This is a genomic window from Dietzia sp. 2505 (assembly GCF_040546785.1).
Lineage (GTDB): Bacteria > Actinomycetota > Actinomycetes > Mycobacteriales > Mycobacteriaceae > Dietzia.
On sequence record NZ_JBEPON010000001.1, the window covers coordinates 180,185 to 195,416 of the forward strand.

The 15,232-nt window shown below is 70.5% G+C and carries 17 protein-coding genes; 10 read left to right on the forward strand and 7 right to left on the reverse strand.

Going from position 1 to position 15,232, the window contains the following annotated elements:
* The first annotated feature begins 116 nt into the window (after positions 1–116).
* Positions 117–2,894, forward strand: coding sequence for a preprotein translocase subunit SecA (secA, locus tag ABIE38_RS00830; RefSeq protein ID WP_354053570.1), 2,778 nt, complete (start codon positions 117–119; stop codon positions 2,892–2,894).
* Positions 2,895–2,916: 22 nt separating this feature from the next.
* Here the strand turns inward: secA and ABIE38_RS00835 are convergent, their stop codons facing one another.
* Positions 2,917–3,504, reverse strand: coding sequence for a hypothetical protein (locus tag ABIE38_RS00835; RefSeq protein WP_354053571.1), 588 nt, complete (start codon positions 3,502–3,504; stop codon positions 2,917–2,919).
* A 131-nt stretch (positions 3,505–3,635) separates the two neighbouring features.
* Here ABIE38_RS00835 and ABIE38_RS00840 point away from each other — a divergent pair, with 131 nt between their 5' ends.
* From ABIE38_RS00840 to ABIE38_RS00855, 4 genes are all read left to right on the forward strand, one after another.
* The gene (locus ABIE38_RS00840) at positions 3,636–4,046 is read left to right on the forward strand and encodes an HAD family hydrolase (RefSeq protein WP_179524785.1); all 411 of its coding nucleotides are present in this window, start codon (positions 3,636–3,638) and stop codon (positions 4,044–4,046) included.
* Between the two features lie 3 nt (positions 4,047–4,049).
* On the forward strand, positions 4,050–5,456 hold the full coding sequence (locus ABIE38_RS00845) for a wax ester/triacylglycerol synthase family O-acyltransferase (RefSeq protein WP_354053572.1): 1,407 nt from the start codon (positions 4,050–4,052) through the stop codon (positions 5,454–5,456).
* Positions 5,457–5,518: 62 nt separating this feature from the next.
* Positions 5,519–6,040, forward strand: a complete 522-nt coding sequence (locus ABIE38_RS00850; protein ID WP_354053573.1) for a DUF6912 family protein — start codon at positions 5,519–5,521, stop codon at positions 6,038–6,040.
* A gap of 144 nt (positions 6,041–6,184) precedes the next feature.
* Complete coding sequence (locus tag ABIE38_RS00855) at positions 6,185–7,303, forward strand: ferredoxin reductase (RefSeq protein WP_179524788.1); 1,119 nt, start codon at positions 6,185–6,187, stop codon at positions 7,301–7,303.
* A gap of 13 nt (positions 7,304–7,316) precedes the next feature.
* Here the strand turns inward: ABIE38_RS00855 and rsgA are convergent, their stop codons facing one another.
* Positions 7,317–8,366 carry a ribosome small subunit-dependent GTPase A gene (gene rsgA / locus ABIE38_RS00860; RefSeq protein WP_354053574.1) on the reverse strand — a complete coding sequence of 350 codons (1,050 nt, stop codon included), beginning with the start codon at positions 8,364–8,366 and terminating at the stop codon, positions 7,317–7,319.
* Between the two features lie 4 nt (positions 8,367–8,370).
* On the reverse strand, positions 8,371–9,693 hold the full coding sequence (gene aroA, locus ABIE38_RS00865) for a 3-phosphoshikimate 1-carboxyvinyltransferase (RefSeq protein WP_354053575.1): 1,323 nt from the start codon (positions 9,691–9,693) through the stop codon (positions 8,371–8,373).
* 32 nt (positions 9,694–9,725) lie between these two features.
* Here aroA and ABIE38_RS00870 point away from each other — a divergent pair, with 32 nt between their 5' ends.
* Positions 9,726–10,526 carry an SOS response-associated peptidase gene (locus tag ABIE38_RS00870; RefSeq protein ID WP_354053576.1) on the forward strand — a complete coding sequence of 267 codons (801 nt, stop codon included), beginning with the start codon at positions 9,726–9,728 and terminating at the stop codon, positions 10,524–10,526.
* A gap of 7 nt (positions 10,527–10,533) precedes the next feature.
* Here the strand turns inward: ABIE38_RS00870 and ABIE38_RS00875 are convergent, their stop codons facing one another.
* Positions 10,534–11,070, reverse strand: a complete 537-nt coding sequence (locus ABIE38_RS00875; protein ID WP_354053577.1) for an aminoacyl-tRNA deacylase — start codon at positions 11,068–11,070, stop codon at positions 10,534–10,536.
* Between the two features lie 105 nt (positions 11,071–11,175).
* Between ABIE38_RS00875 and ABIE38_RS00880 the strand changes: the two genes are divergently transcribed.
* Positions 11,176–11,853 carry a sigma-70 family RNA polymerase sigma factor gene (locus ABIE38_RS00880; RefSeq protein WP_354053578.1) on the forward strand — a complete coding sequence of 226 codons (678 nt, stop codon included), beginning with the start codon at positions 11,176–11,178 and terminating at the stop codon, positions 11,851–11,853.
* Positions 11,850–12,179: a zf-HC2 domain-containing protein gene (locus ABIE38_RS00885; RefSeq protein ID WP_354053579.1), complete on the forward strand. Its 330-nt coding sequence runs from the start codon at positions 11,850–11,852 to the stop codon at positions 12,177–12,179. Before ABIE38_RS00880 ends, ABIE38_RS00885 begins: the two co-directional genes overlap by 4 nt.
* Before the next feature lie 74 nt (positions 12,180–12,253).
* Here the strand turns inward: ABIE38_RS00885 and ABIE38_RS18085 are convergent, their stop codons facing one another.
* Entirely contained in the window at positions 12,254–12,328 is a 75-nt protein-coding gene (locus tag ABIE38_RS18085) for a 50S ribosomal protein bL37 (protein ID WP_370650909.1), read from the reverse strand.
* A 104-nt stretch (positions 12,329–12,432) separates the two neighbouring features.
* On the opposite strand from ABIE38_RS18085, the gene ABIE38_RS00890 reads away from it, so the two are divergent.
* Entirely contained in the window at positions 12,433–12,648 is a 216-nt protein-coding gene (locus ABIE38_RS00890) for a biotin/lipoyl-binding carrier protein (RefSeq protein ID WP_017836613.1), read from the forward strand.
* Between the two features lie 167 nt (positions 12,649–12,815).
* Here ABIE38_RS00890 and ABIE38_RS00895 read toward each other — a convergent pair whose 3' ends face one another.
* Positions 12,816–13,064, reverse strand: coding sequence for a WhiB family transcriptional regulator (locus ABIE38_RS00895; RefSeq protein ID WP_179524794.1), 249 nt, complete (start codon positions 13,062–13,064; stop codon positions 12,816–12,818).
* 392 nt (positions 13,065–13,456) lie between these two features.
* On the opposite strand from ABIE38_RS00895, the gene ABIE38_RS00900 reads away from it, so the two are divergent.
* On the forward strand, positions 13,457–13,888 hold the full coding sequence (locus tag ABIE38_RS00900; protein ID WP_338404193.1) for a hypothetical protein: 432 nt from the start codon (positions 13,457–13,459) through the stop codon (positions 13,886–13,888).
* Between the two features lie 38 nt (positions 13,889–13,926).
* Here the strand turns inward: ABIE38_RS00900 and ABIE38_RS00905 are convergent, their stop codons facing one another.
* Entirely contained in the window at positions 13,927–15,219 is a 1,293-nt protein-coding gene (locus ABIE38_RS00905) for an Rv3212 family protein (RefSeq protein WP_354053580.1), read from the reverse strand.
* Positions 15,220–15,232 lie beyond the last annotated feature (13 nt).

Sequence of the window (15,232 nt, forward strand, 5' to 3'; positions counted from 1 at the left end):
CCGCCCTCGGCGTGTATCCGCGGCCGACAGCACCTAGGATGAACCGAGGGCCCGTGTGGCCCCCGCGCAGGTAGCCAGATTTCCCGATCAACCCGACCACGAGGACGTTCGAGACTGTGTCCATCCTTTCCAAGCTGCTCCGAGCCGGCGAAGGTCGAAAGCTCAAGCGGTACAGCGCTCTCGCCGAGTACGTGGATACTCTGTCCGACCAGACGGAGAAGCTGAGCGACGACGAGCTCCGCGCCAAGACCGACGAGTTCAAGGCCCGGTTGGCTGAGGGTGAGACGCTGGACGACCTGCTCCCGGAGGCGTTCGCGGTGGCCCGCGAGGCCGCCTACCGGGTCCTCGGACAGCGGCCGTACAAGGTGCAGATCGTCGGCGCCATCGTGCTGCACACCGGAGCCGTGGCGGAGATGAAGACCGGTGAGGGCAAGACCCTGACCTGTGTGCTCCCCGCGTACCTCAACGCGCTGTCGGGTCAGGGCGTGCACGTGGTGACGGTCAACGACTACCTGGCCAAGCGCGACGCGGAGTGGATGGGCCGCGTGCACCGGTTCCTCGGACTGTCCGTGGGCGCGATCCTCGGTGGCATGACCCCGGCGCAGCGCCGGGAGTCCTACTCCGCCGACATCACCTACGGCACCAACAACGAGTTCGGCTTCGACTACCTCCGCGACAACATGGCGCACGACACCGCGGAGCTGGTCCAGCGGGGCCACCACTACGCGATCGTCGACGAGGTCGACTCGATCCTGATCGACGAGGCGCGGACCCCGCTCATCATCTCGGGCCCGGCCGACGGATCGAGCAAGTGGTACGCGGAGTTCGCCCGCATCGCGCCGCTGCTCGAGGAGGGCACGCACTACGAGGTCGACCGCAAGAAGCGCACGATCGGCGTGACCGAGCCGGGCGTCGAGTTCGTGGAGGACCAGCTCGGGATCGACAACCTCTACGAGGCGGCCAACTCACCACTGGTGAGCTACCTGAACAACTCCATCAAGGCCAAGGAGCTGTTCACCAAGGACAAGGACTACATCGTCCGCGACGGCGACGTGATCATCGTCGACGAGTTCACGGGGCGCGTGCTCGACGGACGCCGCTACAACGAGGGCATGCACCAGGCCATCGAGGCCAAGGAGCGGGTGGAGATCAAGGCCGAGAACCAGACCCTGGCCACCATCACCCTGCAGAACTACTTCCGCCTCTACGAGAAGCTGGCCGGGATGACCGGTACGGCCGAGACCGAGGCAGCCGAGCTCTACTCGATCTACAAGCTCGAGGTCATGCCGATCCCGACCAACCGGCCGATGGCGCGCGAGGACCAGGCCGACCTCATCTACAAGACCGAGGAGTCGAAGTTCACCGCGGTCGTGGAGGACATCGCCGAGCGCGTCGAGAAGAAGCAGCCGGTCCTCGTGGGCACCGCGTCCGTCGAGCGTAGTGAGCACCTGTCCAAGCTGCTCACCCGCAAGGGCATCAAGCACCACGTGCTCAACGCCAAGTTCCACGCCTCGGAGGCCCAGATCATCGCCCAGGCCGGCCGCCCGGGCGCGGTCACTGTGGCGACCAACATGGCCGGCCGTGGTACGGACATCGTGCTCGGTGGCAACCCGGACATCATCGCCGACCTCAACCTCCGTGAGCGCGGGCTCAACCCCGTGGACACCCCGGAGGAGTACGAGGAGGCGTGGGACGCCGAGATCGAGCGCATGCGCAAGCTCAGCAAGCAGGAGGCCGAGCGCGTCCGCGAGGCCGGCGGTCTCTACGTGCTGGGGACCGAGCGCCACGACTCGCGGCGCATCGACAACCAGCTGCGTGGTCGTTCGGGTCGCCAGGGCGACCCGGGTGAGTCCCGGTTCTACCTCTCGCTGGGTGACGAGCTCATGCGCCGTTTCAACGGTGCGGCCGTCGAGGCGATCATGAACCGGTTGAGCCTGCCCGACGACGTGCCGATCGAGGCCGGGATGGTCTCGCGAGCCGTCAAGAACGCGCAGACCCAGGTCGAGTCGCAGAACTTCGAGATCCGCAAGGACGTCCTCAAGTACGACGAGGTGATGAACCAGCAGCGCACCGTGATCTACGGCGAGCGCAAGCGGATCCTCGAGGGCGAGGACATCACCGACCAGGTCGAGTCGATGATCTACCAGGTGGTCAGTGCCTACGTCGACGGTGCCGCCGCCGAGGGCTACGTCGAGGACTGGGACCTGGACAAGCTGTGGGACGCCCTGGGGCAGCTGTACCCGGTCTCGATCACCGCGCAGTCGATCATCGACGGCGACGAGTACGGGGCGGCGGGTGACCTGTCGGCCAAGAACCTCAAGGACGCCATCCTCGACGACGTCTTCGCCCGATACGACGAGCGTGAGTCCGAGATCGAGGGCATCGGCGGCGATGGCGCCATGCGCCAGCTGGAGCGCTCGATCATGCTCCAGGTCCTGGACCGTAAGTGGCGAGAGCACCTCTACGAGATGGACTACCTCAAGGAGGGCATCGGGCTGCGGGCCATGGCCCAGCGCGACCCCCTGGTCGAGTACCAGCGTGAGGGCTACGACATGTTCGCGGCCATGATGGACGGGGTACGCGAGGAGACCGTCGCGTTCCTGTTCAACGTCAAGGTCGAGGCCAGCCCCCAGCAGAAGACGCTGGCCGCCCCCTCCGCGGCGCAGGCCGCGTCTCTCGCGGGCGCCAATCCGATCCTGCAGGCAGCGGGCACCGGTCGCGACGTCACCGACGACCAGATGCAGTTCTCGGGCCCCTCGGAGACGGGGGAGGCCCAGCTCGTCGACGAGGGCGTCCCGGCGAACCGTGCCGAGCGTCGCTCCCAGGAACGTCAGGACCGGCTCGAACGACGCGAGCGGGCCGCCAAGGCCGCGGCCCGGGGGCGCAAGAGCTGAACGAGGTCAGACCAGAACGAGGCTAGACCAACCGGAGGGCCGTGCAGGTCGCCCCGGTATCGGTGACCCTGATGCGGGCCGCGACGGCGAACAGTCGCGGCCCGCGGGCGTACGTGGCGCACACCTCGTAGTCGGCACTGGCAGTGCCACTGCCACTGCCACCGCCACCTCCCCGGGACCCGGGAGCGATCCCGCCGCCGGGGGCCCCGGGGTCGGCGGCGTGGATGTGGAGGCGGTGGACCCGCGCGGGACCGAGATGCCGTCCCGGGACCCCTCCGCGGGCCAGAGTCCTGAGCATCTCGACGAGGTGGGGTGGGAACGCGCCCCGGGTGTGGTGTGGGGCCCGCTTCCGGTCGACGACCTCGAGGGCCATGATCACCAGGGCGTGGGCCGCCCGCCTCGCCGGGACCGGTACCGCGCACTCGGGGTCCGGCACAGGCACCGGCACCGCCACCGAATCCGCGACCGGCGGGCTCGTCCGGTCGTGCCGTCGGGCAGCGGAGCCGGGTTCGGTCGAGGGGAGTGGTCTGACCCTGCACTCGTCGGACGAGGCCTCCCGGGAGGGCGCGGATCGGCCCGTCGACGGCGATGACACGGGTGTCGGGGCCATGTGTTCTCCTGCTCCCTCCGGCGCGGACCGGGCCGGTCTCGCGTTCTTCTATGGTGTTCGACGCGCGGGCAGGTGCGGTCGGTTCCGGCTCCGCTCCTGCACCGTCGACGGGCGTTGCCTAGGCTGTCCCCATGCGAGGACTGATTGTCGACTACTTCGGGGTGCTGGACGGCACGGATGAGGACCGCGAGAGCTGGCGGGAGATCCTCCTCGGTGCGCGTGCCAACGACGTGCGCCTGGCGGTCCTCAGCAACGAGCCCGAGGGGCCGGGGGCCGATCGGGTGCGTGAGGACGCCCGCGCGTACGGGATCGATCACGTGGTGCTCAGCGGCCGGACCGGCGTGGAGAAGCCCGATCCCGAGGCGTTCCTCGAGGCGGCGCGACGGCTCGAGCTGGAGCCCCGCGAGTGCGTGATGGTCGACGACGCCATCGAGAACGTCCTGGGCGCCGTCCAGACCGGCATGATCGGCGTGTTCTACCAGGTGTTCGACCGGGCGGCCGTGGAGATCCGGGGGCTGCTCGGGCTGGACGAGGCGGTCTGACCCGTGGCGACCAGGCTGGCGACGGCGGACGCGGACCTGCTCCTCGGGGACGCCACCCGATCGCGGAGTCGGCACTCGTGTTCCCTCGCGCTCGTCTCCCGCGACGATCCATGGGACATCGACCGCGTCATGGAGTTCGTGGACGCCAGACTCGCCGACGCCCCCAGGTTCCGCCAGCGCATCCGGTACGTCCCGTTCGGGCTCGCGCGGGCGGTCTGGGTCGACGATCCGGACTTCGACCTGAGCTTCCACGTCCGCAGGTCCGCCCTGCCGGCGCCCGGGGGTGTGCGGCAGCTCGCCGATCTGGTGGCCAGGCTGGTCGACCGCCCGCTCGAGCCCGGCCGACCGCTGTGGGAGCTCTACCTCATCGAGGGACTCGCCGACGGACGGCTGGCGGTGCTCACCAAGACCCATCACGTCCTCCTGGGCGGCCCCAACGCCGTGGATCTCGCGCAGGTGCTCATGACCGACGAGAGGGCGTCCGCGGACGTGGACGAGGTGGCCACCTGGACCCCCGTGCCCTCGCCGGGCGACGGCGTGCTCGTCCTGGACGCGCTCATCACCATCGCCACGGACCCGTTGGAGTTGGTCCGGCGCTCCGCACGACTGGTCAACGCGGTGGAGCGGGCGAGCCGTGGTCTGGTCGGGGCCGCGAGTCTGACGGTCCTGCGTCCGCCCGGGGGGCTGGCGGAGATGTTCCGGACCTCCCGACCCCGCGGTAGCCGCGTGGGACTGGCCTCGTTCCCCCTGGACCGGGCGCGGGCGATCGCCAGGGAGCACGGGTGCAAGGTCAACGACGTGGTCCTGGCCGTCCTGTGCGGGGCACTGCGTTCGTGGATTCTGTCCTGCGGCCACCCCCTCTCGACGGCCGACACCCTCCGGGCGATCGTGCCGATGGCCGTCTCGTCGGAGGCCGGTCCGGTCGAGGGCTCCGAGGCCTCCGCCGAGGCCACCTCCGCGGAGATCGCCTCCGCCCTCATCGGGATGCCGGTGGGTGAGCCCAATCCCCGGATGCGGCTCGCGCAGATCTCCAGGGAGACGGCCACCCAGCGCCACCCCAGGCAGGCCGTCGGCGCCAAGTCGTTGGCCCGCCTCTCCGGATTCGCCCCGCCCACCCTGCACGCGCTGGGTTCCCGGGCGGCGATCATGTTGCCGTCGGACAGTTACGACCTGGTCGTCACCAACGCGCCCGGACCGCAACACAAGATGTTCTGGGGCGACGGCGAGCTCGCCGAGGTCTACCCCGTCCCCGCGCTGCTCGACGGTCAGGCGCTGGCCGTGTCGATGAGCAGCTACTCGGGGATCGTCTACTGCGGATTCACGGCGGATCGTCAGGCGGTTCCGGACGTGGAGGAGATCGGCGAGCTCATCTCGTCGGCACTCGACGAGCTCACCGGTACCGCCCGCTGACCGGTACCGCCCGACCGGTACTGACCGCCGACCGGCCCCGCCCACCCGAGGAAGGCACCACCATGCGTCTGTTCATCCCTGCCACGCTCGCGATGCTGGAGACCCTGCTCGACGGCGGAGAGATGCCCGTGCGCAGCGCGACCGCGTTCGCCGCGACCCCCGCGCTCGTCGAGTCGTATGCCCAGGGGGACACCGAGGAGATCGAGCACGTGGCGTTCCTCGAGGCCGCCCGCGCCTCGCTCCGGCTGCTCGGCGGTGAGATCGACTCCGGCGCCGTGCACGAGGCGCACCCGTACCGCCGCGTGGTGGTGAGTGTGGACGTCCCCGACGCCGACGCCCAGCCCCGGCCCGACCTGGACACCGCGGTCGTCCGCCTGACGAGGGGGACCGTGGCGATGGACGAGGTCGCGGCCGTCCATGTGGACCTGGCGGGCGCGGCCGGTGCCGTCGAGGCCGCGGTCGCGGCCGTGGATCGCGCCGACCTGGGTGACGAGGACGCGGAACTCACCGTGGGGGACGCTCTCGATCTCGATCTCGCCTGGTACGACGCGGCCGAACTGCCGTTCCTGTTGAATCTGCTCTGAGAGCCCCGGAGGGCCGGCCCGGTTACCGGGATCACGCCCGTGCGGTATCCGTCAGACGCTAACCTTCGCTACCGTAGGTTCTCATCTCCGGCACCGTCGGCCCGCTCCTCGGGTCGCGCGGTCCCCGGCTCCAAGGAGGCACCAGTGACCGAGTCGACCAGTGGACTCAACCGTGTACTGCGGGCAGCGGCCGCGAGGGTTCCCGAACCGCGGGCCGCGCATCGCTTCCTCAACCGCCTCACACACCCGCTGCGGATGGACGACTACTCCTCCCTCATCTACCCGTTGTGGTCCTCCCGGGAGCTGCGTGGAGAGGTGGTCACGGTGCGTCGTGAGGCGGAGGACACCGTCACCCTCGTCATCAAGCCCGGGTGGGGCGCGACCCCGCACTACCAGCCGGGACAGTACCTGGGTATCGGCGTCCTCCTCGACGGCCGCTGGACCTGGCGTTCCTACTCCCTGACCTCGGCTCCGACCACCGGTCGGGGTGAGTACTCGGTCACCGTCAAGGCCCTGCCCGAGGGGTTGCTCAGCAACCACATCGTCGGCACCGTCGAGCCCGGCACCATCGTCCGCCTCGCCGCTCCGGCGGGGGATTTCCACCTGCCCACGCCGACCCCGCCCAAGCTGATGTTCGTCACGGCCGGATCCGGCATCACCCCGGTCATGGGCATGCTCCGCTCGTTGGACCGTCGTTCGGTCACCGAGCCGTTCCCCGACGTCGTCCACGTGCACTCGGTGCGCGAGAGGGAGGACGCACTGTTCCTGGAGGAGCTGCGCGCCCTCGAGAAAACCCAGCCCGGGTACGTCCTGCACCTGCGGGTCACCAGCGAGGAGGGACGCATCGACTCCCGCCAGATGTCCGCCCTCGTCCCCGACTGGTCGGAGCGGCCGACCTGGGCGTGCGGGCCCAACGCGATGCTCGACGAGCTCGACGAGCACTTCGACGCCACCGGCCGCGACGACCTCCACGTGGAGCGCTTCACGGTCAACCGGGACGCCGGGGCCTCGGGCGGGACCGTCACGTTCGGGTCGACCGGCAAGACCGTGGAGCTGGACGGCGCCACCACCATCCTCGAGGGCGGCGAGCAGGTGGGCGTGCAGATGCCGTTCGGCTGCCGGATGGGGATCTGCCAGACCTGCGTCGTGGGACTCGACGAGGGGCATGTCCGCGACCTGCGCAACGGCACCGACCACGGCCCCGGCGAACGGATCCAGACCTGCATCTCGGTGGCGTTGGGAGACGTCGAGCTCAAGCTCTGACCGCGGCGGACCGTCAGTCCTGGTCGGTCCCCAGCGCCCACGCGTCGTTGGACTGCAGGACGCCGAGGAGCTCGCGGACGGCCAGGGCGCGCCGGTGTACGGCGGGGTCGGTGACGGCGTCGAACCTGCACTCCGGGTCCGCCGGCGGGCCCTGGTGGGTACAGCCCCGGGGGCAGTCCTGCACGATCTCGTCCAGGTCGGAGAACGAGGCCACCACGTCGTCGGGTGAGACGTGCGCGAGGCCGAAGCTGCGGATCCCCGGGGTGTCCACCACCCAGCCCCCGGTACCCAGTTCGAGGGCGACCGACTGGGTCGAGGTGTGTCGGCCCTTGCCGACCCCGGAGACCACGCCGGTCGCCCGGTGGGCGTCGGGGATCAAGCGGTTGACGAGCGTGGACTTGCCGACGCCCGAGTGGCCGATCATGGCGGAGATCCGACCGTCGATCCGTTCGTGCAGCGCGGCGAGGTCGTCGTCGATCCCCGTCCGGAGCACGGGGACGTCGAGCGCCTCGAACTCGGCGGCGAAGACCGACGGGTCGTCGAGATCCCCCTTGGTCAGGCAGAGGACCGGCTCGAGTCCGCCGGTGTAGGCCGCCACGAGCGCGCGGGCGACGAAGCCGGCGCGCGGCGGGGGGTCCGCGACCGCGACCACGACCAGCAGCAGTTCGGCGTTCGCCACCACCACCCGCTCGTACGGGTCGGAGTCGTCGGCGGTCCGGCGCAGGACCGTGCTCCGCTCCTCGACCCGGACGATCCTCGACAGGGTGTCCCGGGTGCCGGTGAGGTCTCCCACCACGCCGACGTGGTCGCCCACGACGATCGGCGTGCGGCCCAGCTCCCGGGCCCGCATGGTGACGATCCGGGTCCCGGCCACGTGCTCCGGGCCGTCGTCCAGCAGCACACATCCCCAGCGTCCGCGGTCGACGCTCACGACCATCGCGGACGCGGCGTCGGAGTGGCTGGGCCTGCGCTTGGTGCGGGGTCTCGACCCCTTGCCCGGCCGGATCCGGATGTCGGACTCGTCCCAGCCGCGCGCCCCGCTCCCGCCCCGCCTGGTGGCCATGGCCCTACATCGCCCGCCCGGCGAGCATGGCGGTCCACATCGAGGTGAAACCCGGCATCGTCTTGGCGGTGGTGTCGATGTCGTCCACCTCGACCCCCGGCACCACGAGGCCGATGATCGCGCCCGCGGTCGCCATGCGGTGGTCGGCGTAGGCGCGCCACGGGGCACCACGCAGGGGGCCCGGGATGATCTCGAGGCCGTCGTCGAGCTCCGTGACACCGCAACCCACCGCACCGAGTTCGGCGGCGAGGGCGGCGAGACGATCGGTCTCGTGCCCGCGCAGGTGCGCGATCCCGGTCAACCGTGACGGGCCGTCGGCGAGCGCGCACAGTGCGGCGATCGTGGGGGTCAGTTCACCGACGGCGGACAGGTCCGCCTCGACGGGGGAGAGGCGGTCGGGCCCGACAACGACGAGGGTTCCGTGCTCGGCCCCGTCGGCGGTCTCGAGCGTGACGGACGCGCCCATGTCCTCCAGGATCCCGCGGATGGCGTCCCCGGGTTGCGTGGTGGAGACCGGCCAGCGGGGGACGCGGACGGACCCGCCGGTGACGGCGGCCGCGGCCAGGAACGGGGTCGCGTTGGACAGATCGGGTTCCACCACGCGGTCGACGGCCGAGATCGGCCCCGGTGCCACGTGCCAGGATGACGCGGTGGGGTGCTCGACGGCCACCCCGGACTCCCGCAGCATCGCCAGTGTCATCTCGATGTGCGGGCCGGACGGGACAGCGGCCCCGCCCACGTGGATCAGCTCCACCCCTTCGTCGAAGCGGGCAGCGGAGAGCAGGAGGCCGGAGACGAACTGCGACGAGGCGGAGGCGTCCATCTCGACGCGGCCACCCCGAAGGGAGCCCGTCCCGGCGACGGAGAACGGGAGGCTGTCCCCGGTGACGTCGGCGCCCAGTGCACGGAGCGCGTCCAGGACCGTGGCCTGGGGTCGCACCCGCGCGGCCGGGTCGCCGTCGAACGTCGAGGTGCCGGTGGCGAGTGCGGCCACCGGTGGCACGAACCGCATGACCGTCCCCGCCAGGCCGCACTCCACGTCCGCCCCGTGCAGGCTCCCCGGCGTGACGACCAGCTCGGTGTCGACCGGCGCGAGCGGCCCCGTGGGGCCCTCGATCCGGGTGCCGAGCGCGGTGAGCGCCCCGATCATCAGGTCGGTGTCCCGGCTGCGCAACGTCCCGCTCAGCCGGGCGGGGGCGTCGGCCAGCGCGGCCAGGACCAGGGCTCGGTTGGTCAGCGACTTGGACCCGGGTACCGGGACGACGGCACCCACGGGCGTGCCGGCGACGGGGGCGTTCCAATGACTCACCAGGTCATTGTCGCGCATCGGTCCCGATCCCACCCGGTCCGGGTGGGAGGATGGACCGCATGTGTGGACGGTTCTCCCTCTCCTCGGATCCCGCGCGACTCGCCGTGGAGCTCGATGCCGTCGACGAGGCGTCCTCGCCGCCGCCGGGGTTGTGGCCCGACCAGGGCCCGGTCTCCCCGAGGTTCAACATCGCGCCCACCACCACCATCCCCGCCCTCGTCCTGGACACCCCGCGCGAACGCCTCGACGATCCCGCCGGCCCCCGACGGATCCTGCGTGCGATGCGCTGGGGCCTGGTGCCCTCCTGGGCCAGGGACCCGGGCAGGCTGCCCACCCTGTTCAACGCGCGGGTCGAGACCGCGTTCGAGAAGCCCTCCTTCCGTACCGCCGTCGCGCGGCGCCACTGCGTGGTCCCGATGGACGGGTGGTACGAGTGGGTCCCGGGGCAGCCGGCGACGCCCGGCGGCAGGGCGGGCCCCAAGCAGCCGTTCCACATGAGCATTCCCGGCGACGAGGGGCTGCTCATGGCGGGGCTGTGGGAGGCCCGGCGTGACCCCCACTACACCGTCACGCAGTTGTCGTGCTCGATCCTCACCACCGAGGCACTCGGACCGTTGCGCCGGGTCCACGACCGCATGCCGCTCGTGGTGCACCCGTCCGCGGTCTCCGACTGGCTCGATCCCTCCGTGATCGGTGACCCGAGGGCCCTGGTCGACGGCGCGGGCGGCGATCTGGGGCAGTGGGCCGAATCGGTGGAGATCAGGCCGGTCTCACGCGCGGTCTCCCACGTCCGGAACGAGGGTCCGGAACTGGTCCGGCCGGTGGACCCGACCGCCGGGATGCTCTTCTAGCAGGCCGTCACCGGGCGGCGATCGAGGCCGCCGTGGCTCCCGTGAGGCCGACGAGGTCCGCGGGTGCCAGTTCGATCTCCCATCCCCGCCGGCCGGCGCTGCACAGGATCGTGGGGTGATCCCACGCGGAGCTGTCGACCACGGTCGCCAGCCGTCTCTTCTGCCCGAGGGGGGACACTCCGCCGACCACGTACCCGGTGGCCTTCTCCGCGACGTCGACGGGAGCGAGCGAGGCCTTTCCGCAGGACAGCGCGGCGGCCGCCGCTTTGAGGTCGAGCATCGCCGTGACCGGCAGGACCGCGACGGCCAGGGGGATCCGGCTACCCGCCGGCGGACGGGCGGTGGAGACCACCAGGGTCTTGAACACCCTGGCGGCGTCGACTCCGAGTCGCTCGCCCATGACGCGGGCGGCCTCGTCGCCGAACGCGCCTGTTCCCGCGTCGTAGGTGTGCACCCGGTGGTCGACCCCGGCGGACCGGAGGGCGGCGAGGGCGGGGGTCGCCGCCGAGTCGGACCTCCCGTGTCCCGGGCGCTTGCGGCTCATCCTGCCCAGCCTAGTGACGGCGTCGGCCGGAATAGCGTGACGGTGGACGGCGTTGAGGAGAGCAGGTACCCGGGACCGTCCCCGGGATCGGGAGAGGAGGGTGCGATGCGGACCGCGGTCCTCGACGCCCCCGGCGTGCGGATAGACTCCGGGTCACCGACAGGTGAGGAGTACCGGTTGCCGACCGAGTTGCAGCCCGACGAGTCCGACCAACGCGCCGAGCAGTTCGAGGAGTTGGCCATGCCGCTCCTCGATCAGTTGTACGGTGCCGCGCTGCGGATGACCCGCAACCCGGCCGATGCGGAGGACCTGGTGCAGGAGGCGTACGCGAAGGCGTACGCGGGTTTCCACTCCTTCAAGCCCGGGACCAACTTCCGGGCCTGGATGCACCGCATCCTCACCAACGCGTACATCAACCACTACCGCAAGCGGCAGCGCCAACCCGCCCAGTACCCGACCGAGGAGATCACGGACTGGCAGTTGGCGGCGGCGGCGGAGCACACCTCCACCGGCCTGCGCTCGGCGGAGGTCGAGGCGATGGAACTGCTGCCGGACGACGAGATCCGGTCCGCGCTCGCCCAGCTTCCGGAGGAGTTCCGGATGGCCGTGTACTACGCGGACGTCCAGGACCTGCCGTACAAGGAGATCGCCGAGATCATGGACACCCCGCTGGGGACCGTGATGTCGCGCCTCCACAGAGGACGCAAGCAGCTCCGCGAGCTGCTCCGGGACGTGGCGACGGAGCGTGGCTTCGGTCGTGACAGGACGGAGGGCGCGAAGTGACGAGGCAACACGACCCGCGGCTCGACCAGATCGACTGTGAGGCCGCCCGACGCGACCTGTCCCTGCTGGTGGACCTCGAGTGCGACGACGCCTGTCGTTCGAGGCTCGAGCATCATCTCGCCGGATGTCCGCCCTGCCGGGAGCTCTTCCTCTCGGAGCGACGGCTCAAGGCCAAATTGTCCCGCTCGTGTTGCGAGAAGGCGCCGTCGGGGCTGAGGGAACGACTCATGGTGGAGATCCGGCGCACCACGGTCACCACGACCGATTCCGACGGGACGACGGTGGTGCACCGGACCACGACCGTCCACCGGCGGGACCCGCACTGACATCACCGCCAGACGAGGCGAGGGGCGGACACCGACACGGTGCCCGCCCCTCACTCGGTTCTGATGGTCCGGACTCAGCTGTTCGGACGCTTGCCGTGGTTGGCGTTCTTCTTGCGGCGATCCCGCCTCTTGCGGCCACGCTTGCCCATGGTCGCCTCCTTTCGTCGGTGTACAAGTCTCCCATGAGAACCCCCGTGTGGTTGCATTGAGGAGTCCGGGGGCCGCCGCGTGAGGAAAGCAGAGGAACATCCGAATGACTGAACAGGTCCGTGCCGAGATGGTCGCGAACGTCATGGAGGTCGTCGCAGCCGTCGGCACCGAGGTCGCCGAGGGCGACACGATCGTGCTCCTCGAGTCCATGAAGATGGAGATCCCGGTGTTGTGCGAGACGGCCGGCACCGTCACCGAGGTGGCCGTCGCCCCCGGCGACGTCATCCAGGCCGGAGACCTCATCGCCGTCATCGGTTGACGATCGACCGTCACGACGAAGGCCGGCTCCCCTCCCACGTGGGAGGGGAACCGGCCTTCGTCGTTCTCGTGAGGTCAGGTGTCCGTGCAGGTCGCCGACCAGACCGCGTACCGTGGGATCGCGGTCACCAGAATGTGGTGCTCAGGTGCGGCGAGCAGGCGACGTGATCAGACCGCGGTGCGGGTGCGGGCGCGACGACGCTTGAGCGCGCGACGCTCGTCCTCGCTCATGCCGCCCCAGACGCCCGCGTCCTGACCGGACTCGAGGGCCCAGGCCAGGCACTCGGAGGTGACGGGGCAACGGTTGCAGACGATCTTCGCCTCGGCGATCTGCGCGAGGGCGGGTCCGGAATTGCCGACGGGGAAGAACAGCTCGGGATCCTCGTCGCGGCAGATGGCCTTGTGGCGCCAGTCCATGGGAACTCCTTACGGTTACGAGACCGTTATCGGGTCAACCGGACACGAGAAGACGCCGCCGACGCGCCGATCTGCGAGGATCGGCACGCGGACGTACGCGCTGTGTCACATCCGGTGATGTGGTGGGGGTGTACCCGTTCCGAAGGCTCGCTCCGCGAGGAGCAGCTCCCGGTTAAGGCAAGGCAAACAATGTGCGTCTGCGCTGTTACGAATGATCGTGCCACGATTCCATGACAAGTCAACCCTCTCCCGCTGCGATGTGGCAAAGGTCACCCCGGTTGTCAAATCGAACCGAAACCCCACGCCAGAGGCGGTAATGGGTTAATCGGAGTCCAGTCCGCGAGGGTGGTGAGGGCCCGGCCGTCACCGCGACATAGTCTGTGGAGGTGAACGTGAGCCGACCTGACGACCACCGCCCCCCGCCGGATCGCCTCGATCCCCGCACCGCGATCCCCACGCCCGTGCGGCTGGCCGGGTGGATCTCCTCCGCGCAGGGCCTCATCGGCGTCGGGGTGGCGGTGGCCCTCGCGATCCGCGCGGCCGGAGGCCATCGCGAGGAGACCGTCGTCATCAGTGGCTACGGCACCGCGGTGTGGTTCGCGATTCTCGGGGGCGGTCTTCTCGCGGCCGGTGTGGGACTGTTGCGGGGTCGCAGGTGGGGCCGGGGACTCGTGGTGATCGCGGAGTTGTTGTTGCTGTTCGTGGCCTGGTACGTGGGGGTGGGATCGGACCAGTACCTCGCCGGACTGATCCTCGCCGTGGTCTGCGCCGTCGCGCTGGTGTCGCTGTTCCGCAGGGACGCGATTGAGTGGTACGCCGTCTGACCCTCCCCGCGCACACGTCCCCGGATCCGTCCCGGGGGTCAGGCGACGAGCTTGTACGCGCGGATCTCTCCCCCGTGGCGTTCGTAGAGGATGTCGCCGATCTGGGCGAGCCCCGTCACGCCCGCCCCCGGTGCCGCCTCCCCGGGGAGGCGACGGACCTCGCGCCCGGTGTCGTGGTCCAGGAGCGCGAACCCGTCGGCGACCGGCACGAGCACCCACTCGCCTCTCGCGTGGGCCGCGGGGTCGGCGGACCAGCCACCGGTCAGTCCGGGACCCGTCGATCCGCCCAGGGTCCACGAGTATCTCCCGGACGGCCCGTCGAAGGCGTGCGTGGAACGGCCGTCGAACCACCTGACCTGAGCACTGTCGCCGGAGACGGATTCGGGGGAGGGCCGCACGGCCGGCTCACCTTCCAGAGCGAGCACGGTCGAATGCTCGGTGGGGGAGGTGAACCACTCGACGGTCCAGTCGGGGCCCTGGTTCCGGAGCGCCAGGACCCCCTGCTCGGTCACCTCGATGATCCACAGACCGTCGGCACCGGTCGGGTCCGAGGCGATCTCCTCGGGGGCGCGATTGTCCTCGGGGACGGTCTTCGAGATGGTCAGCCTGACGGAGTCCTCCCCGGGGCAGCGCTCCGTCACGGCGAAGCGCTCGTCGGTGAGGTCCGCGGTCACCAGGGTGCACCCGGTGCGGGGCTGCATCCCGGCCTCCTGCGGCGCCTCCACGGCCCCGTACTCGACCGTCCGGACCAGGTCGTCGCGCCAGATCTCGAGGCGGTCCGGGCTGAACGCCAGGACGTGCTTCCACGAGCCGGTGAGTTCCATCGAGTCCGGATACGCACTCTGTCTGGTGCTCGCGTACTCCTGCCGGGTCGGGTCGAGTGACGTCACGTCACTGCAGCCGGAGGCGCCGTCGAACGCGGCGACGAGCCGGTCGGCGTAGAACGTTCCGGCACAGAACCGTCCCGCGTGCGTGTAGGACCAGCTCTCCTCCCCGGAACCCGCGTCCCGGCCGACCAGCACCCCGTCCGGGGAGACGGTGACGAGGTTGCCCTTGGTGGTGAGCGGGGCGCCGGTCCCGGCGGATCCGTGCGTCCAGAGCGGTTGGAGCGACGTGGGGGGATCGGTGGCCGGGCCGTACTCGGGCTGCTCGGTGTCCGCGGCACGAAGCTCCGACCCGGTCGCGCTCCCGGACGCCAGCACGGCGACCGCCGTCACCACCATGACGACGGCGATCACCGCGGCGGTGGCCAGGTCTCGTCGCGTCCGGCGTTCGGGGGGGACGTCGACCAACGGCAGCCGACGTCCGGACCCGCTCCTGAGTGTGCGCACGTGTCTTCCAGGG